At 41.2% G+C, this 17,793-nt stretch carries 14 protein-coding genes and 2 pseudogenes; 9 read left to right on the plus strand and 7 right to left on the minus strand.

From position 1 onward, the window contains the following. Positions 1-252: 252 nt before the first annotated feature. Positions 253-363, plus strand: a pseudogene (locus tag V7K44_RS07495) (DUF167 domain-containing protein); the annotation flags it as partial. Between the two features lie 245 nt (positions 364-608). Here V7K44_RS07495 and V7K44_RS07500 read toward each other — a convergent pair. After that, positions 609-1,220, minus strand: coding sequence for a glutathione S-transferase family protein (locus V7K44_RS07500; protein ID WP_334930120.1), 612 nt, complete (start codon positions 1,218-1,220; stop codon positions 609-611). Between the two features lie 212 nt (positions 1,221-1,432). Here V7K44_RS07500 and V7K44_RS07505 point away from each other — a divergent pair, with 212 nt between their 5' ends. The 4 genes from V7K44_RS07505 (at position 1,433) to V7K44_RS07520 (ending at position 3,809) form a co-directional block, all read left to right on the plus strand. After that, positions 1,433-2,134 (plus strand): SOS response-associated peptidase, encoded by a 702-nt coding sequence (locus tag V7K44_RS07505; RefSeq protein ID WP_334930122.1) that lies wholly within the window; start codon positions 1,433-1,435, stop codon positions 2,132-2,134. Between the two features lie 152 nt (positions 2,135-2,286). Continuing rightward, complete coding sequence (locus tag V7K44_RS07510; RefSeq protein ID WP_334930124.1) at positions 2,287-2,808, plus strand: photosystem I assembly protein Ycf3; 522 nt, start codon at positions 2,287-2,289, stop codon at positions 2,806-2,808. Positions 2,809-2,905: 97 nt separating this feature from the next. Further along, positions 2,906-3,196: an Asp-tRNA(Asn)/Glu-tRNA(Gln) amidotransferase subunit GatC gene (gatC, locus tag V7K44_RS07515; protein ID WP_334930126.1), complete on the plus strand. Its 291-nt coding sequence runs from the start codon at positions 2,906-2,908 to the stop codon at positions 3,194-3,196. Positions 3,197-3,548: 352 nt separating this feature from the next. Continuing rightward, positions 3,549-3,809: a MoaD/ThiS family protein gene (locus V7K44_RS07520; protein ID WP_334930128.1), complete on the plus strand. Its 261-nt coding sequence runs from the start codon at positions 3,549-3,551 to the stop codon at positions 3,807-3,809. Positions 3,810-3,877: 68 nt separating this feature from the next. On the opposite strand, the gene V7K44_RS07525 is transcribed toward V7K44_RS07520, so the two are convergent. From V7K44_RS07525 to V7K44_RS07535, 3 genes and pseudogenes are all read right to left on the minus strand, one after another. Then, positions 3,878-4,735 carry a lysophospholipid acyltransferase family protein gene (locus tag V7K44_RS07525; protein WP_334930130.1) on the minus strand — a complete coding sequence of 286 codons (858 nt, stop codon included), beginning with the start codon at positions 4,733-4,735 and terminating at the stop codon, positions 3,878-3,880. A gap of 444 nt (positions 4,736-5,179) precedes the next feature. Then, a pseudogene (locus tag V7K44_RS07530) lies at positions 5,180-5,494 on the minus strand (hypothetical protein); the annotation flags it as partial. Next, positions 5,475-5,873, minus strand: a complete 399-nt coding sequence (locus tag V7K44_RS07535) for a ribosomal maturation YjgA family protein (RefSeq protein WP_334930132.1) — start codon at positions 5,871-5,873, stop codon at positions 5,475-5,477. The gene V7K44_RS07535 and the pseudogene V7K44_RS07530, both read right to left, overlap by 20 nt. Positions 5,874-6,684: 811 nt before the next feature. Here V7K44_RS07535 and V7K44_RS07540 point away from each other — a divergent pair. The 4 genes from V7K44_RS07540 to V7K44_RS07555 all read left to right on the plus strand — a co-directional run bounded on the left by V7K44_RS07540 (position 6,685) and on the right by V7K44_RS07555 (position 16,382). Beyond that, positions 6,685-8,922: a beta strand repeat-containing protein gene (locus V7K44_RS07540; protein ID WP_334930134.1), complete on the plus strand. Its 2,238-nt coding sequence runs from the start codon at positions 6,685-6,687 to the stop codon at positions 8,920-8,922. Positions 8,923-9,326: 404 nt separating this feature from the next. After that, on the plus strand, positions 9,327-14,573 hold the full coding sequence (locus V7K44_RS07545; RefSeq protein WP_334930137.1) for an eCIS core domain-containing protein: 5,247 nt from the start codon (positions 9,327-9,329) through the stop codon (positions 14,571-14,573). A gap of 7 nt (positions 14,574-14,580) precedes the next feature. Then, a complete protein-coding gene (locus V7K44_RS07550) occupies positions 14,581-15,225 on the plus strand; it encodes an SMI1/KNR4 family protein (RefSeq protein ID WP_334930139.1) in 645 nt (214 codons plus the stop codon). Positions 15,226-15,248: 23 nt separating this feature from the next. Further along, positions 15,249-16,382 (plus strand): YbjN domain-containing protein, encoded by a 1,134-nt coding sequence (locus tag V7K44_RS07555; protein WP_334930141.1) that lies wholly within the window; start codon positions 15,249-15,251, stop codon positions 16,380-16,382. An 11-nt stretch (positions 16,383-16,393) separates the two neighbouring features. On the opposite strand, the gene V7K44_RS07560 is transcribed toward V7K44_RS07555, so the two are convergent. The 3 genes from V7K44_RS07560 to ilvN all read right to left on the minus strand — a co-directional run bounded on the left by V7K44_RS07560 (position 16,394) and on the right by ilvN (position 17,668). Next, positions 16,394-16,711 carry a Txe/YoeB family addiction module toxin gene (locus tag V7K44_RS07560; RefSeq protein ID WP_334875978.1) on the minus strand — a complete coding sequence of 106 codons (318 nt, stop codon included), beginning with the start codon at positions 16,709-16,711 and terminating at the stop codon, positions 16,394-16,396. Continuing rightward, a complete protein-coding gene (locus V7K44_RS07565; RefSeq protein ID WP_334930144.1) occupies positions 16,683-16,988 on the minus strand; it encodes a type II toxin-antitoxin system Phd/YefM family antitoxin in 306 nt (101 codons plus the stop codon). The genes V7K44_RS07560 and V7K44_RS07565 overlap by 29 nt, the downstream gene beginning before the upstream one ends. A gap of 161 nt (positions 16,989-17,149) precedes the next feature. Further along, positions 17,150-17,668, minus strand: a complete 519-nt coding sequence (ilvN, locus tag V7K44_RS07570; protein ID WP_104905365.1) for an acetolactate synthase small subunit — start codon at positions 17,666-17,668, stop codon at positions 17,150-17,152. Positions 17,669-17,793 lie beyond the last annotated feature (125 nt).

The following is a 17,793-nucleotide window of genomic DNA, read 5'->3' on the forward strand; positions in this document are numbered from 1 at the left end:
TCACTCAATATACTTGCCATTTAATAGAAGTAGTGATAATATCTATTTGTGTGTGAGGAGCAAGTTAAGAATAAAAAATGTCTGGGGTGGAAACACGGCAACACTCCCAGGCATTTTTTAATTTGTATATATAAATTATAGAAATTAACACTTCCAAAATAATTTCATATTTTTACTTCCAGTTAAAGATACGAATATTGTTAAAGTTAGTCACGTCAACTTCTACACTCTGAAGATAACTTGCTAGCTTGAAAGTTAATTAAACTACTAGCAGATAAATTTGATGTACCCAAGTCTCATATCAGAATTAAGTCAGGTTTCTCCTCTCGGCAAAAGCTGATGGAAATTGATACGAATACCTAACTGCTGCTTAATAATATCTTTTGTGAAGACTTTGCTACCTTCTGAATATGAGCTACATTCCACCCAGCACATTCTCTACTAGAGACAAGAAACGAGAGATAGAAACTTGCAAAATCTAATTTTTATGAAAAAAATGCAGGTTTAAAACCTCACCCCTTGTGAGCGAAAGAATCCTTGTTTCCCAAGTTAGGTAGAAACCCCACCCCTTGTGGGTGGCTGAATTGAATTTTGAATTTTGAATTGATTCATGCCTGTGTAATACTGATATACCTTGGTTGAGTTTTGACTCTTTCTATCCAAGCTTGGATAGCAGGATATTGTGTTAAATCAAACCCACCTTCATCAGCTACATGAGTGTAAGCGAACAAAGCGATATCAGCAATCGTGTAACGTTCTCCCACAAAAAAATCTTGAGAAGTTAAATATTTATCCATCAAGCTAAGTGCTGCATAGCCTGGTTCGCGTTTTTGTTTGATAGCTTCACTATATTCTTCAGTTTTACCTAAAATAGAAATCCAAAATCTTGATGTAGCAATAAAAGGCTCATGGCTATATTGTTCAAAGCATAACCATTGCAGCACCTGCGCTCGTAAAAAGCGGTCATAAGGTAAAAACTCTGTACCTTCACTTAGATAAACCAATATAGCATTTGATTCTGCCAAATATTTCCCTGCCTCGATTTCCAGAACAGGTATCTTACCGTTAGGATTTTTACTTAAAAATTCTGGTGTTCGAGTCTCGCCTTTCAAGATGTTAAGCTCTATCCTCTCGAAAGGCATACCTAGTTGTGTCAATAAAAGACGTATCTTATAACCATGACCAGAAGGTAAAAAATCGTACAGATGCAGTAGTTCCATGTTAAAATGCAGTTAGGAATATGTTGAGAAGTAAAGGTTCAAAATACAATATTTTACCAAAATATTTTCCCAAAACCGGATATTTTTTTTGTATTTAGTATCTGAACGTACTACAGGAAATTATTCGAGAAAATAAAAAAAAGCATTATTTATTTCTAGATTGAGATTCTAGATTGAGACATTTAATGTAGTTAGTGGTCGAAAATAAAACTATGTGTGGAAGATTTACTCTAAATCAGTCGGCAGCAGGATTATCTGAAGTTTTCCATGTCGAGTCTGTTCCCGATTTGGTAGCCGAATATAACATTGCGCCTACGCAAATGGTGGCGACAGTGTTGCAAAATCCCGAAAGCGAAAAGCGGGAATTTAAGCAGTTGCATTGGGGATTAATTCCGTCATGGGCGAAAGATGCAGGAATGGGGGCAAAGCTGATTAATGCTAGGGCAGAAACTGTTGCCGAAAAACCCGCTTTTCGTTCGGCTTTTAAGCACAGACGCTGTTTAGTGCTAGCTGATGGCTTTTATGAGTGGCAACGTCAACAAGGTAAGAAGCAGCCATTTTATTTTCGTCTTCAAGATGGGCAACCCTTTGGTTTTGCAGGTTTGTGGGAGAAATGGCGATCGCCTGCTAACGAAGAAATAATCTCTTGTACAATTTTGACAACGGCAGCTAACGAATTACTCCAACCCATCCACGAGCGGATGCCAGTGATTCTGGAACCACAAGATTACGATTTATGGCTAGATTCCCAAGTGCAAACAGCCCAAACCCTACAGCAGCTATTGCGTCCCTATCCAGCGCCAGCAATGATTGCATATTCAGTTAGCACCTTGGTAAACAACTCTCGACATAATAGTTCAGAATGTATCGTACCCCTCAGTGAGAAGAATGCTCCCGCAAATCAGTTAAATTAGCTATTGAGTGAACTATGGAATTGGAGAGATGAGGGAGCAGGGGGAGCAGGGGGAGCAGGGGAAAATAAAACTATTGATTATTGCCCAATGCCCCAATACCAATGCCCCAATACCAATCCCCCAATATCAATGCCTAATACCCAGAGACAAATATGCCAAGAACACAAAAAAACGATAATTTTATTGACAAATCCTTTACTGTAATGGCGGATATCATTCTGAAGATCCTGCCAACCAACAAAAAAGCTAAAGAAGCGTTTGTTTATTATCGAGATGGTATGTCGGCCCAAGCGGAAGGGGAATATGCTGAGGCATTGGAATACTATGAAGAAGCTCTAACACTAGAGGAAGATACCAACGATCGCGGCTATATTTTCTACAATATGGGGCTAATCTATGCCAGCAATGGCGACCACCACAAGGCTTTAGAACTATATCACAAGGGAATTGAGTTGAACCCACGTATGCCCCAAGCCTTGAACAACATCGCTGTGATTTACCACTATCAAGGCGAAAAAGAAAAAGAAGCTGGAGATAACGAGGCTGGCGAAGCACTTTTTGACCAAGCAGCAGACTATTGGATTCGTGCGATTCGCATGGCCCCCAATAACTACGTCGAAGCCCAAAACTGGCTCAAAACCACTAAGCGATCGCAAATTGACGTATTCTTTTAGTTATTAGTCATTAGTTCTTTGTCATTTGCTAAGGACTAATGACCAATGACCAATGACAATTTACAAATTACAAATGACCAATGACCAATGACAATTTATGATTGACCAAGAACAAGTTCACAAAGTAGCTAATCTTGCTCGTTTAGAATTGACTCCAGAAGAAGAGAAACAATTCACTACCCAGTTGGGAAGTATTCTGAACTATATCGAACAATTGAATGAACTTGATGTCAGTAATGTGCTGCCAACAACACGTGCAATTGATGTCAGTAATATCACACGAGAGGATGAATTACAACCCTATCCTGACCGAGAAAGTATTCTCAACAGTGCGCCTGAACAGGAAGGCGAATTTTTCAAAGTACCAAAAATCCTCAATGCTGAATAGTCAAACAATTTGGGATTTTAGATTTGCAATTTTAGATGAACGATAGCGCAGCGTAAAGTCTTCTCTTCTCACAAAGGGAGACGCTATGCGTAACTTGCTTCCACAAAATGCTACGAGAGGCTTGTCTGCGACACTTGCAAGAGTACGCCAACGGCATAGCAACTCTTAGTGATGCTACTGCGTAGCTAGCTTCTCCGTAGTAGTACGCTTAGAGCAAGTCCTAACAACCTATACTTAAATTTGTTTCACGCACAAGGGGCGGGGAAGCAAAAGATACATAAGTTATGTTGAACATTTATTTACATTATTGGCAACTATTAAAATACTTGCTCGTACTGCCAAAGTATGTTGTATGTCTAAATCTGTAATCACCGTTACCGTCAAATTGTTCGCTGCTTATCAAGAAGCCTTTAGGGTTTCGGAACTAGTGCTGGAATTTCCTAATAGTATGCCAGTCAAAGCAGTATGCGATCGCCTCATAGCTGAACACCCTGAACTCTCCCAATGGCGTGATTTAACCCGTTTTGGGGTTAATTTGATATTTGTCGAACCAGATACCCTACTACAAGATGGGGATGAGGTTGTGTTGATTCCACCAGTCAGTGGCGGCTAGGAAAAGAGTTGGGAGTTAGGAGTTAGGAGTGATAAATTAAAGATTCAAAACTTCTAACTCATAACTATTTAAAGAGAATTGGTCTGAGCAGTTAGCTTTATTAAGTTATCTAACTCTTGCTGCATCTGACTAACAACTAATTCATAACATTCATTGACATAGTAGCGATCGCTAGCTGCTTCACGGCCGTAGCGTTCAAATACAATTGGCGGACAAACCCGCGTATACATGGGCACTGGCAATGGAATATTGGGTAATGGGCCAATTGCTAATCCCCAAGGCAGTCCGAGATAGATTGGAAAAACTTCCGGATCGATACCTAATAGCCAAGGCATCCCCCACTCGTGGAGTTGCTGTACAACTTTGTAGCAGTCAGCGATAACAATGAGTGTATCGTGAGCGCCCCATGAAATCACAGGCACAATCGGCACATTTTCCCGTAACGCTAACTTGATAAATCCTTGTCGCCCCGCAAGGTAGATTTTGTTACGTAAATAATGCGGCCGGAAGACATCTTCGGCTCCACCGGGATAAACTAGCACACTTGCTCCAGAGCGCAAGGCAGTGTAAGCCATTTTCGGATGAGCGATGATTGCTCCAGCCTTGGCTACTAGTTGCGCTAGTGGCGGGCTAACCTGCCAAGCCTTGGGATGCATCAAACCATAAATGGGTTTCTCTACACCAAATCTTCGGAACCAATCGTACATCATCATTGCCATATCAGGGGCTGCGAGTCCACCATTGTGCGAACCAACAAATAAAACTTTTTGCTGGGGTGGAATATTATCCCAGCCACTAGTTTGAACTCGGAAATAGTAGTGATACAAAAAGCCAAACAGGGGCATCAGAGATTCTATGAACTTTGGATCTCGCTCATCCAAAGACCAACCGAGTTTTTTGTTTAATAAATGTTGCTTTTGTGACATCGAGGCATTCTAACAGCATTGGCAAAGTTCAAACAATCCCTTGTTTAGATATAACTCAATACGGTTGGATTAAAGCTAAAACTCTGTATTAAAGTCAATATAGACGCGTAGCAGTTGATTTTATTTAATTGCGATCGCTTCATCATTAGATATTTGGTGTTAAATATGCGTTATCCATAACCCTTGTAGAGACATAGCACTACTAAGTAAGTCGGTGTGAATATTTATCATCAGTTTCAGGCAGGAGGCAGATCGCTTTTAGCGTCTCCCCTTCTCCCAAAGGGAGAGGCTAGCGCCAAGGGAGAAGGCAGGAGGAAAGAGGGTTTTAGTCCACTTTACCTTTATTAACATAGTTTGGTTTTTCCCACCTGTTCTACTTACGTCTCTAAATTACTTTCCACTCATATTTCTATTGCCACATCGCGGCGATTAATTTGGTGATCTCTATGGAGTAGTTGCTGGTTTTGAACGCTGCTGTTGGTAAAAACCCACAACTTTTTGAAGATATGTAGCAGTAAATCCGCTGTTGTAGCCTGTATAGCTGCCAGTCATCCACCAGCAACCGGCGCCACGCACAGCAGCGATTTCATTATTATTGGTGGCGATAAATTGCTTGTTAAACTCACGGCGCGTGATGCAAGATACAACTTGACGTGCCTTCACGGGGCTATTTTCAAACTGCGTTGGTGTTAGTTCTTGTTTGAGACAATATTTCGACCAGCCTTTTAAGGTTTCTGGTTTAACTTGCCATTCGGTGTAATTGTCGTAGCCACAACCAACCTAAAACAGAACCCAATACATAATGAGGAAAATCCCACCAAACAAAGGTCGTACCAAGCAACAATTTACCTATCAAGGTGGCGCGAATTTGCTCTAATAGTGGCGGATGCCAAAGTTGCAAGAATTCTAATATACAGGTGATGACAAAAACCCATATAGGAATTTGGATTACCGCTGCCCGACTTCTGAAAAACCAAAATGCGAACAGACACCAAAATATTTCGTAAAATACAGCTGCTCCGTAGTCATTAAACCAGTGATGGGCAGGCCCATTATAATACTTAAGCAAAAATCCCATCGGTACAACGATGAGTACAGAAATAAGAATAAATATTGTTTGGTTACGGTATCGAAGCATTTTCTATAGACTAGAGACTAGAGACTATGCAAGATTTTAGCAACGGAACGACTATAAGTCTCGGCTGGGTACTAGAGAAGACAATATTAAGTAAAATTTGGTTAGGGTCTGAATCGCCATTCAAATTTTCAATAGTCCTCAATTTACGCCTTCTGGTTTGGCTTCAGTCTCCTATTGATCTATAAGAAAGCAATATATAACTAAATATTCATATTTATCATTCTACAGCATAAATAAATGTTATTTTGTAATTAAACATAATAGTTTTTTAACAAAAAAATGATATTTAAGCCTAACTTTATGACAAACGCCATCAAGCTAAAAAGCTGGCAACATCAACATTAATCAAACAAATCACTAGATTTTAAAAAATATTTAATTTCAGGTTTACAAACATATATTAATTTATTATAAATCGGATTTATTAAGGATTTTTAAGATTTGATAAAAAAGTTAGTGTAACCTTATACTTCATGGTAGTTAAATAATTACAGCATGGGTTCAAAAAGTTGGAGAAAAACCAAATATTCGACCTAATTACTTAATATTTTGCGTAATCAATTAATGGGCTTTCAGAAAATAAATTATCTGATTTTGTAGAGCAAGCGTTTCGCTTGCAACAAAGGGCTGGCTTTTTGTATCAGCCCACAGTAAGTAGTTGGATATTTTTTCTTGAGAAGTTCCTAATTAAATAGTTAATGTTTTTTAACATGAGATTATGCAAATTACAAGTAATCTACATTGAACTGATAAATAGTTCTTTGATTGATGCTGAACTTACATATTTAGTGAGAAATTTAGGAGAGATAATATGGCTTTCGGTACTACAAATCCTGACACGATAAATGGGAGTTTGGGAAATGACACCATAGTTGGTTGGGCTAGTGGTGGTAACGCCAATAGTGCCTCCGGTAACGATATCTTGAATGGCTTGGCTGGTAACGATTCCCTCGCAGGTGGCACGGCGAACGACAGTCTCAGTGGTGGAGATGGTAATGATACACTTGATGGGGGCACAGGAAACGACACTTTAAAAGGTGGTGCAGGCAATGACACCTTTAAAGGCAGTCAGGGTAACGACAACATTGATGGTGGAGATGGCATTGATACCGCAGACTACACTCAACTCGGTCAAACTATTACCTTATCAGGTGTTGGAACGATTCAAAAAGCTGGGGGATTGGGAAAAGACCTACTCTTTAAAGTCAAAAAGGTTATTGCTAATCCTAATGTTGCCAACAACACCATCGATGCATCCCAATCTTTGCCTGGGGTATTTATTACCGCTAACCTACAAACCCAAAGTTTAGCTGCCAACAAGGTTCCTGGTTTAGGAACATTGTCATTTACCGCAGTCAACTTTGATAATGTCATCGGCACAAATGCAAATGACATCATTGTTGGCGATAACCAAAATAACCAATTATCCGGTAATAATGGCAATGATACACTTGATGGGGGTGTAGGAAATGACACTTTAAAAGGTGGTGCAGGCAGTGATACCTTTAAAGGCAGTCAGGGTAACGACAGCATTGATGGTGGAGATGGCATTGATACCGCAGACTACACTCAACTAGGTCAAACCATTACCTTGTCAGGTGTCGGAACTATTCAAAAAGCTGGAGGATTGGGAAAAGACCTACTCTTTAAAGTCGAAAAGGTTATTGCTAATTCTAAGGTTGCCAACAATACCATAGATGCATCTCAATCTTTGGCTGGGGTATTTATTACCGCTAACCTGCAAACCCAAAGTTTAGCTGCTAATAACGTTCCTGGTTTAGGAACATTGTCATTTACCGCAGTTAACTTTGATAATATCATCGGCACAAATGCAAATGACAGCATTACTGGCGACAACCAAAATAACCGATTATCCGGTAATAATGGCAATGACACACTTGATGGCGGCTTAGGTATTGACACTTTGAATGGGGGAGCAGGTGACGATACTTACGTCGTTGACACTACTCTTGATACCATTACAGAGGCTGCAAATTCAGGTACAGATAACGTCCGGTCTTCTGTCAGCTACACACTAGGAGCCAATCTGGAGAACCTAAGGCTGACGGGAGATGGCAACATTACCGGGATAGGTAACAGTTTTAACAACTTTCTTTTTGGTAATACTTCTAATAACACTCTAAATGCGAGAGCAGGCGATGATACGCTAGACGGTAATAATGGCAATGATATCCTCAATGGTGAGGACGGCAATGATAGCCTACAAGGCGGGCCGGGCAATGAAATACTCAATGGGGGATCTGGAAACGATATCCTCATCGGTACTTTTCCTGGTAGTCCGCTTCCACCTGGATTAGGGGAAACCGATACCTTAACTGGCGGGACTGGGGCAGATAGATTTATTCTGGGGGACGCTGTAAATATTTTCTACGACGACAACAACAGCGCAAATCCTGGTTTTGGGGACTACGCTACTATTACTGACTTCGACTCTAGCCAAGATCGAATTGAACTCAAAGGATCTTTACAAGACTACCGCCTGCAAGTTGTTGGCAGCAACACACGAATCTTCTCAAACAAACCGGGAGCAGAACCAGATGAGATCGTAGGTATTGCGCTAGGGAAAAACAATCTCAAACTTGATAGTGATGACTTCCTTTTCTTTGAGGGGGAAAATGCTGGAGAAGGTACAAACAACACACTAGCTACTGCTGAAGGGTTAGGTTCCTTATCATCAGGCTCAAACATTAATCTTTCAGCCCAAATTGCCACAGTTCAACCAGGGGACAATCCCGATTTCGACTTTTTTAAATTTTCTTTAGCAAATCCAGGAACTGTCACTATTAAGACAGTGACATCGGGAGATACAGTTCTCGGACTGTTTGAAGATACTGGGATTGGGACTTTACTGGAAACAAACGACGATAATGGCGGTAGTAATTCTTCATTGATTACCCGTTCTTTGAGTGCAGGTACGTACTACATTTCAGTGAGTAAATATGCTTTCTTGCCTGAAGATGGCGGAACTTTCTCTGGTAGCAGTTCTAATCCTGATTTTTCTTATACACTAGGAGTCAGTTTTGCATAAAAACGTTGCCAACTTAAGAAAGTACTAATATCACAAGGCAGATTCAAGGATACTTTTTCTTGTGGCTAGGGGAACACGGCTGCGTGTTCTCCTTTATCCGACATGAGACTATTTACAAGCCAGTACTTATCTTCGGGGGAAACACATCTTAATTCTTTCTAATTGATTAACGTTCTAAAATTATCTTGATAATTGCAATTTTGGGTAAATGATAATCAAAACTAACGCTCTTCTATGACTCTGGAGAGAGAATAATCCAAGCGATTAGAAATCGCGGCTACACAAACAAAGTCCGCCTGCGCGGACTAACGCCAAAATAGGGTTTCAAATTTAATCTGACGAGAGTAATAAAAGAGCGCTAATCACCTAGACAAATTGAATCGTCAATAGTTGCAATAAAACCGATGAAATCCCTCAAAAGTCCCTCATCCAGCTTTTCTAATTCCCAAGCACCAGAACAAACTTCTCAATTGGCCCATAGACCATTTGGTGGCCAAACTCAAAAAGCATCTTTTACGCCTGTGACACAAACGGACGTAGAGAATGAAGCTTTTGCAGAAGAAAAGATGGAAGTAACTGGGTTGGAATTACAAGCCAAGCATCGGACGATTACGCCAGAGGGACAAGAACGGCTGACTGTATTGCAAGCCAAGATGGATCGATCTTTGAATTCTCGAATGGAAAAAGCAACTCTATTGGGTCATAACTTTGCCAATATTCCAGTCAGAAGACCAGATACACCAGCACCAATTCAGGCAAAACTGACGATTGGGGAGCCTGGAGATAAGTACGAGCAAGAAGCTGACCAAACAGCACGTCAGGTGATGCAAAGGATTCATCAGCCAGAGAGTGAGAAACTCCAGCGAGAAGAATTACCTGATGAAGAAGAATTGCAAATGAAACCAGAGAGCAGTATCCAGCGCGAGGAACTGCCAGAGGAAGAGGAAGAAGAAGTACAAATGAAATCTTTGGGAGAAACTCCCTCGCTGCAACGGGAGGAACTACTAGAAGAAGAATTGCAAATGAAGCCGCTTGGTACTTCATCCCAGGCAGTGAATGAGGTAAAATCCCCAAGCAAACCGCTTGGACATGACATTAGTCGAATATCACTCCGGCGTCCACAAACAAAACTGACAGTTAACCAGCCTGGAGACATTTATGAACAGGAGGCTGATAGCGTCGCTCAGTTGGTGATGCAGAGGATGAGCGAGCCTGTAAGTCGGCAGTCTATCCAACGGGAGGCATTACCAGAGGAAGAAGACCAATTACAAATGAAATCCTTGGGGGATTTTATTACTCCTTTGGTGCAGCGTCAGGGTGGAGGAAGAACAGCAGCAACATCTGAGCTAGAAAATTCAATCCAACAAGCGCGGGGAAATGGGCAGCCGCTTGCAGATGATATCAAGCAACCAATGGAGCAAGCATTTGGGGCTGATTTCGGTAGCGTTCGGGTTCATACTGATGCTCAATCTAATAAGTTAAATGAATCTATACAAGCTCGTGCTTTCACCACAGGGCAGGATGTGTTCTTCCGTCAAGGCGAATACTCTCCTGGAAGTAATGCAGGCAAGGAATTACTGGCCCATGAGTTGACGCACGTTGTCCAGCAGAATGGCAGTGCAGTGCAGCCGAAATCTCTTCATCTAGCACCAAAAGAAAACAAACTCCAGACAAAAGGGTATCAGCTATCTATCCAACTGCGGGAGAATTTCCAAAAACCAACTGACGAAGATAACCACAAAAATTTAGAATCTGTAGAATCCAAAACTGATACGGAAAACGGCGAACAACAAAATCAGGCTACAACAGAAAAACATCAAGCTACCCCGACACCCCCAGATGAGAGTGGGAACGCGGCAACAGATCCACCCCCGACAAAAAAGGTTGGTGCAGCAGTAACTCAGAAACAGGTTGAGGTTGAGGGAAATCAACCAAAAGAGCTTGAGTCAAAAGATACCAAAGCTAGTACAGAAAAGGCCGATTCTCAACAGCAAGGTCAAAGCAAAGGAGGATTACCAGGAGCAGATTTACCTGGAGGAAACGCAGGGAAAGCGATCGCTGGATTACCAGGAACAAATGTAGCCATTACAGCAGATGATGGTAAAAAGGCTCCCACTTCCCCTGAAGATGACCCAGCATTTCAAGCGGTAGCCGGCACAACAAAAGAGGTTGCAGGACTTGAGAAAAAACACCCACCTGCCAATAGCAAAGCCCAAGAAGCCCAAGCGGCAGCCCAACCCCCAGGTAATGAAGTAGACAGCAAAGCGCAAGCCAATCAAGTTGGGGAGATGCAACAAGCCCCAACACCAGGATTTGACGCTGCCGCCTTCAAAGCCAAATTGATGGAGCGCATTGCTGATATGGCTCCCAAGAACTTGGAAGAGGCGGACAACTTTAAAAATAACAACAAACTTGACTCTGTGAAAGGCGATTTGAGTGGTCAGGTTAAAGAAGAACAGAAAAGCTCTCAGGGTCAGCTAGAAGAGAAAACTAAAGAAAAACCTGATGCCAGTGGTATTGAGGCTAAACAAGTAACACCACTGCCTAAGAATGAGCCAGGGACAACGCCAACAGGCGTTGATGCAGATAAAGCTGCACCCAAATCTAAAGGACAAGGTGAAGTCGAGGCACCACTGCAAGATGACAGTAAAAAACTTGACCAGCAGATGAAAGAGGCGGATGTTACCGAGGAGCAATTGGCAAACTCTAATGAACCGGAGTTTCAAGGGGCACTTGCAGCCAAGAAAGATGCTCAAACCAATGCACAAGAAGCGCCGCCACAATATCGCCAACAAGAGCAAGGCATACTAGCAACCGCTCAAGCTACGGCAGAAGCTACAGCCCAGCAGCATTTGCAAGCAATGCACGGTATCCGTACCCAAAACCTGGGTCAGGTAGGGGAGCAACAGGTTGGAGCCAAGAGCAAGGATGAGCAAGCACGGGCAAAAGTTGCTGGTGATATTAATAAGATTTATGACAAGACCAAAGGCAAGGTTGAGAAAACCCTCGGTGAACTAGACGGGCAAGTTATACAAGCCTTTGATGCTGGTGCTGCTGACGCCAAAAAAGCCTTCGAGGATTACGTTGGCAAGCGGATGGACAAATATAAGAGCGATCGCTACAGTGGCATTTTAGGGCCAGGAAAATGGGTGTGGGACAAATTGTTTGGTATGCCCTCAGAGGTGAACGCTTTCTATCAAGAGGGACGGCAGCTTTATATTAATCAGATGGATGGTGTCATTAACAATGTCGTCGCCATTATCAGTAAAGGACTGACCCAAGCCAAAGCAGAAATTGCCAGTGGTAAGCAGGAGATTCAAAATTATGTTAACCAACTGCCGCAAGACTTAAAAGGAGTTGGTCAACAAGCCGCCGCAGATATTGACAGCAAATTTGAAGAATTGCAACAAACTGTTGACGATAAGCAAGATGAGTTAATTGACACCCTAGCCCAGAAGTATAAAGAAAACCTGGAAGCTGTTGATGCCCGCATTGAAGAGATGAAGGCAGCAAATAAAGGTTTTATTCAAAAAGCTTTCGACTTCATCGTGGGAGTGATCAAGACGATCATTGAACTGACCAAAATGCTTTTGGAAGTGCTAGCGCGAGTTGCTGGCGTAATTGGGCAAATCCTCAAAAACCCGATTGGTTTCTTGACTAATTTGATCCAGGCGCTGAAGCAAGGCTTCCTCAACTTCATGAATAATATCGGGAAGCACCTCCAGCAAGGATTAATTGGCTGGCTGACCGGTACTATGGCAGAAACTGGTATTCAAATGCCAGAAAACTTAGACCTCAAAGGGATCTTTAGCCTAGCCATGCAGCTTTTGGGCTTCACTTATGAAGCAATTCGCGCCCAAGCTGTGAAACGATTGGGTGAAGAAAAGGTCTGCCGATTGGAACAAACTGTTGATGTATTTCAGGTCTTAGCCAGTCAGGGAGTGGCTGGGATTTGGGAGTTTGTCCAAGAGAAGATGGGCGACCTCAATGCCTTGGTAATCGAACCCATCAAGAACTTTATCATTGAAAAAGTGATTACAGCCGGGATTGAGTGGATTCTTAGCCTGTTGACTCCGGCTTCAGCATTCATCAAAGCTGCTAAGGCGATTTATGAGATTGTCAAATTCTTTATTGAACGCGCCCAGCAGATTGCTGATTTAATTAATGCTATTTTAGATGCCATTGGTGCGATCGCTAGTGGTGCGATCGATCAAGCAATCAAAGGTGTTGAAAATGCCCTAGCGAAATCTTTACCAGTCGTCATCAGTTTCCTAGCAAGTCTTTTGGGCTTGGATGGAATTGCCGGCAAGATTCAAGCAATCTTCCACAAACTGCGGAAACCGATGGAAAAAGCAGTTGATTGGGTAATTGATAAAGGTGCGAAGGCGTTTAAGAAAGTTGGTAACAAGGTTAAGAATAGCAAGTTTGGTAAGAAGGCTGGAAAACTGAAAGATTCGGCGAAGGAAAAATATAAAGCCGGTAAGCAGTGGGTTGAGGATAAGAAGGAAGCTGGTCATAAATGGGTTGAGAAGAAGAAAAAATCAGTTAAGGATAAGTTTGACAAGTTTGGCAATAAAGTCAAAGATAAGTTTGGGTTTGGTAAAGATAAACAGAAAGGAAAGAAAGATCAGAATAGTAAAGACAATACATCACAAGATCAACGAACTCATGAGGTAAAGAAGAAGGATTTAGAAGCAGCTCGAAAAAGATTACAGGGAATTATTGCCAAATCTGAGAGTACAAAACAAGTCGAACAACATTTTCCTGCTATTCAAAAGAATTTTGGACTTAAGAAGCTTGAGTGGGAAAAACTAGGAACGCCCTCGGCTAGTGTAATCATAGAAGTTAATCCCAAAGCAATCATTGATCTTTCTGGCTCCGATCTAATACTTAACGAAGGAGATACAACACATAGCAACAAATTTAAGCAAGAGGTTACTTTTGAAACAGGTAATATTGATAGCAAATACTTGGTTGGAAAAAAGATGGAAGCTACCAAGCTAGGGCCAAATCATCCACAAGGAAGTCCTCCACTTGGGGGCGCACTAAATCTGCTAATGAAGAAGTTACAAACTAATCCTCGTTCAGGTAATCACGAAAAATATATAAAAGGACACTTGCTAAATGATAACCTTGGTGGCCCAGGAAGCGCACAAAATCTTTATCCTATAACTGCTGATGCAAACAGTAAACATGTACGACAAGTTGAAAGTATAGTTAAGAATTGGGTTAATATTCAGGGCTATTGGGCTTATTACAAAGTTGAAGTTGCTAATGAGAAAGTTGATCTGGCAAATGGAGTGATTAATGCTGATTTGGTTTGTGAAGCAGCTAAACTTGATGTTGATGGTAAAAAATCCTTTAAAGGTGCTATCAAAACAACTATCCATTCGGAATTAGGAGAGAAGAGAAAGGATACAAAAAATGAAATTAACAAGGATGAATTTAGTGATAAAGACGGAATAAAAGACCCATTATTTGAACCTACAAAAGTAGAAGTTTCATCTACTAAGAAACGAAAACGTGGTGAAATGGAAGAAGAAGTAGAGCCATCATCTTCTACTGATAGTAAAAACTTAGAAGCTTCATCTACTAAGAAACAGAAACTTAGTGCGATTGAAGAAGAACTAGAACTGTCAGGTAAAAAATAGAAATAAAATGAAAAAAATAAATATCGTACAGAAATTTCATTTAATGGTAGATGATCTGAGAAATAACCAAGCTATTGATGTCGACATCGACAGTTGCGAATTTAATCCTCCGGCAACAGAGGAAGAACTAAATGCAGCCCAAATCAAGTTCAAGCTGACTCCAGCGATGATTGATTTTTATAGCAAGGCAAATGGAATTAATATTTTCTGGGAAAGAGCGGAGCAAGCAGAAATTCCTGGAGGAGGATTAGCGGCTGGATATATTGATTTGTTACCTGTTCAGGAAGTATTTAAGGATTGGAAAAATATTATTTATTTTGATGAAGATGATCCTTGTAAGCCTTTACATCCCATAGATTTTTTCATTGGTAACGCTTGTGCAGCGCTTTATTTAAATGGATCAGATAACCCAGAAGTCTATTATTATTATCGTGGCGAAAAAATGAGACCGCTAGGTGTAGATTTTGAGGGATATTTGGAACTGTTACTGAAATCACGTGGTTTTTGGTATTGGCATCTAGCTATTGCTGGGCCTGAAGATGTTAACCCTGATGCTCCGATTACAACTGAAGAAAGAAACTTTAGAAAAATTATGCCTCAGCTTTTTGCAGACTTTGATGGATCGGATTTTCAAAGGTTGAATAAGGAATAAAATTATTAAATGACTAACTCTGCATGACAGCAAAAACAGAAAATCATCAAATCAACACTGACTTAACCCTACACGACTCCTCCCAATCTCCCTTAACCGTTCGTGCCATTACCCTCACCCTCACCAAACAAAACAACGAACTCATCGAGTGTCGCCTCACCTTCCAAGTCAACCCACAACTCTACCAACGCATCGACACCACCGCCTTATTCAATCTCAAACCAGATGCGCGTAACCCCCTATCATCTGGTAAATTTCTCAGCGAACCAGACATCACCATCGAAACCAGTCTTAAACCCGATTTATTACCACTCTTCGCAGAACACGCCGTCAATATTGATGAAACTGCAAAATATATCGTGAATTTAAGCCAAGAACAACCCGATAACCAAATCCTTTTGACCGAAAGTTGGTTAGGTTTATCTGTTAAACAGCAACAAGAATCAGGCGAAATCGGCTATCGTACTCTTTGGTCTTATATTAGTCCAGAAAATATTACTCAAACAAGCACGAATGGTGAAGGAATTGCTGAAGGTATTGTCAACTTTTTCAAAGATTGGACTGAAGCTAATTTATCTGTAAAAACTCAGAAAGCATCTGCCAAAATGCTGGAAGGAATCGAGAAGTTTTTGACAGAATTAGCTGATATTAACCTAGATGATATAACACAAAAAATAGAGGCAAATATTCCCTCACCTCCTACAAATGGTAATATTTTTGAAGAAATAATCAATTTTTTCCAAGCTGATAATTGGCCGTTTGTACAACTTCCAGGACAGCCAGCTTTACAAATACCGTTCCAAGGCGAAAATGGCAAATGGAATTGTTACGCTAGAGCCAGAAGCGAACAAAATCAATTCGTTTTTTATTCAATTTGTCCAGTCAATGCACCAGAAAATAAGCGGCTGGCTGTAGCTGAGTTTATAACTAGAGCTAATTCTGGCATGATGATCGGCAATTTTGAGTTAGATTTAACCGACGGGGAAATTAGCTACAAAACTAGCATTGATGTCGAAGGTGACAGACTCAGTTTTGCACTCATTCAACGGGTGGTTTACGCCAATGTGACGATGATGGATGAATACCTACCAGGAATTATGTCTGTTATTTATGGTAATGTATCGCCAGAAGAAGCGATCGCCAAAATTGAAAGGTAGTTAATCAGCCCTTATTCGTAATGATACCGACAAGCTAAAAAATCAATCTGAGTGTTTCCCACCCGATATACAAGCCGATGTTCTAAATCAATTCGCCGCGACCAAATATCTGCATCCATATATTTTAATGGTTCTGGTTTACCAATCCCCTCAAACGGGTCTTGCATTACAGCCGTAACCAAATCTAATATTTTTGATGCTTTCTGAAAATCCTGCTTAAACCACCAAGCTAAATCTTCTTTAAATTGAGAACTAAAACCAGGACTGCGATTAACAATAACTGGTTTAATTTCAATAGGTTCAGCTTTCTTTTTCTTCTTCTTGCTCAATCCCTAACTCCTGCTGAAGTTCTGCTAGCGTTTGAGATTGGATTTTTCCTGTTTTTGACTCCTCTATCGCATCCAGTAAACGACGCCCATTAGCAGGCGATCGCAAAAGATAAACCGTCTCAAGTAAACTCACTAAATCTGATTCAGCAATCAAGGCTACATTTTCACCATCACGACGGTTGATCATATACACCTGATGATTTTCTACCACCAGCTCTAATAACTTAAAAAAGTCATTTCTCGCATCGGTTGGGGATGTGATTTTGTAAAACAACATTAGTTAATGTACATAAAGTTGTACATAAATTATAAACTATGCGGTTCGTGGGTAGTTGAATATTTCTTTTTTGCTAGTCCCTAAGCAGAAGTCATAGTAACAATTGCCACTATGACTTCTGCTGCGGTTGAGTATTTCTGAGTCTTGATTTAAATTCCCAACTAAACCTTTGCTTCCAAAGATTTGAGTAACTCGGTATTCACGCCTGATTCACGAGTCAGGGCAATTTTGCCAGTGCGGGCGATTTCTTTCAAACCAAATTTTTGTAATACTTGCACGATCGCTACCATTTTACCTGGATCTCCCACAACTTCTAAGGTGAGAGAATCTTCCGCCACATCCACGACTCGCGCCCGGAAAATCTGAGACAATTCGATCACTTCTGAGCGATTGCTGCTACTAGCATTCACCTTCAAAAGCATCAATTCTCGCTCCACACAAGGGGTTTCGGTAATATCCTGGACTTTTAGGACATTGACTAACTTGTACAGTTGCTTGGTGAGTTGCTCGATAATGCGATCGTCACCAGGGACAACCATTGTAATTCGGGAGACTCCTCCTTGTTCAGCAGGGCCAACAGCAAGGCTTTCAATATTAAAGCCGCGACGCGCAAATAAACTAGAAATGCGGGAAAGAACACCCGCCTCATCTTCTACAAGAACCGAAAGGGTATGTTTCATCTTCGCCAACAGAGGCTAGAGCAGGAATTGAGCAACGCAGACACTAGCAAGGGCAACGCTAGACCTACTACCGCACTAAATTTTCAGTGCGACCTCCTATTGTAAACTTAAGAGCTGCACTCGTT

The organism is Nostoc sp., from assembly GCF_036917235.1.
GTDB lineage: Bacteria > Cyanobacteriota > Cyanobacteriia > Cyanobacteriales > Nostocaceae > Nostoc.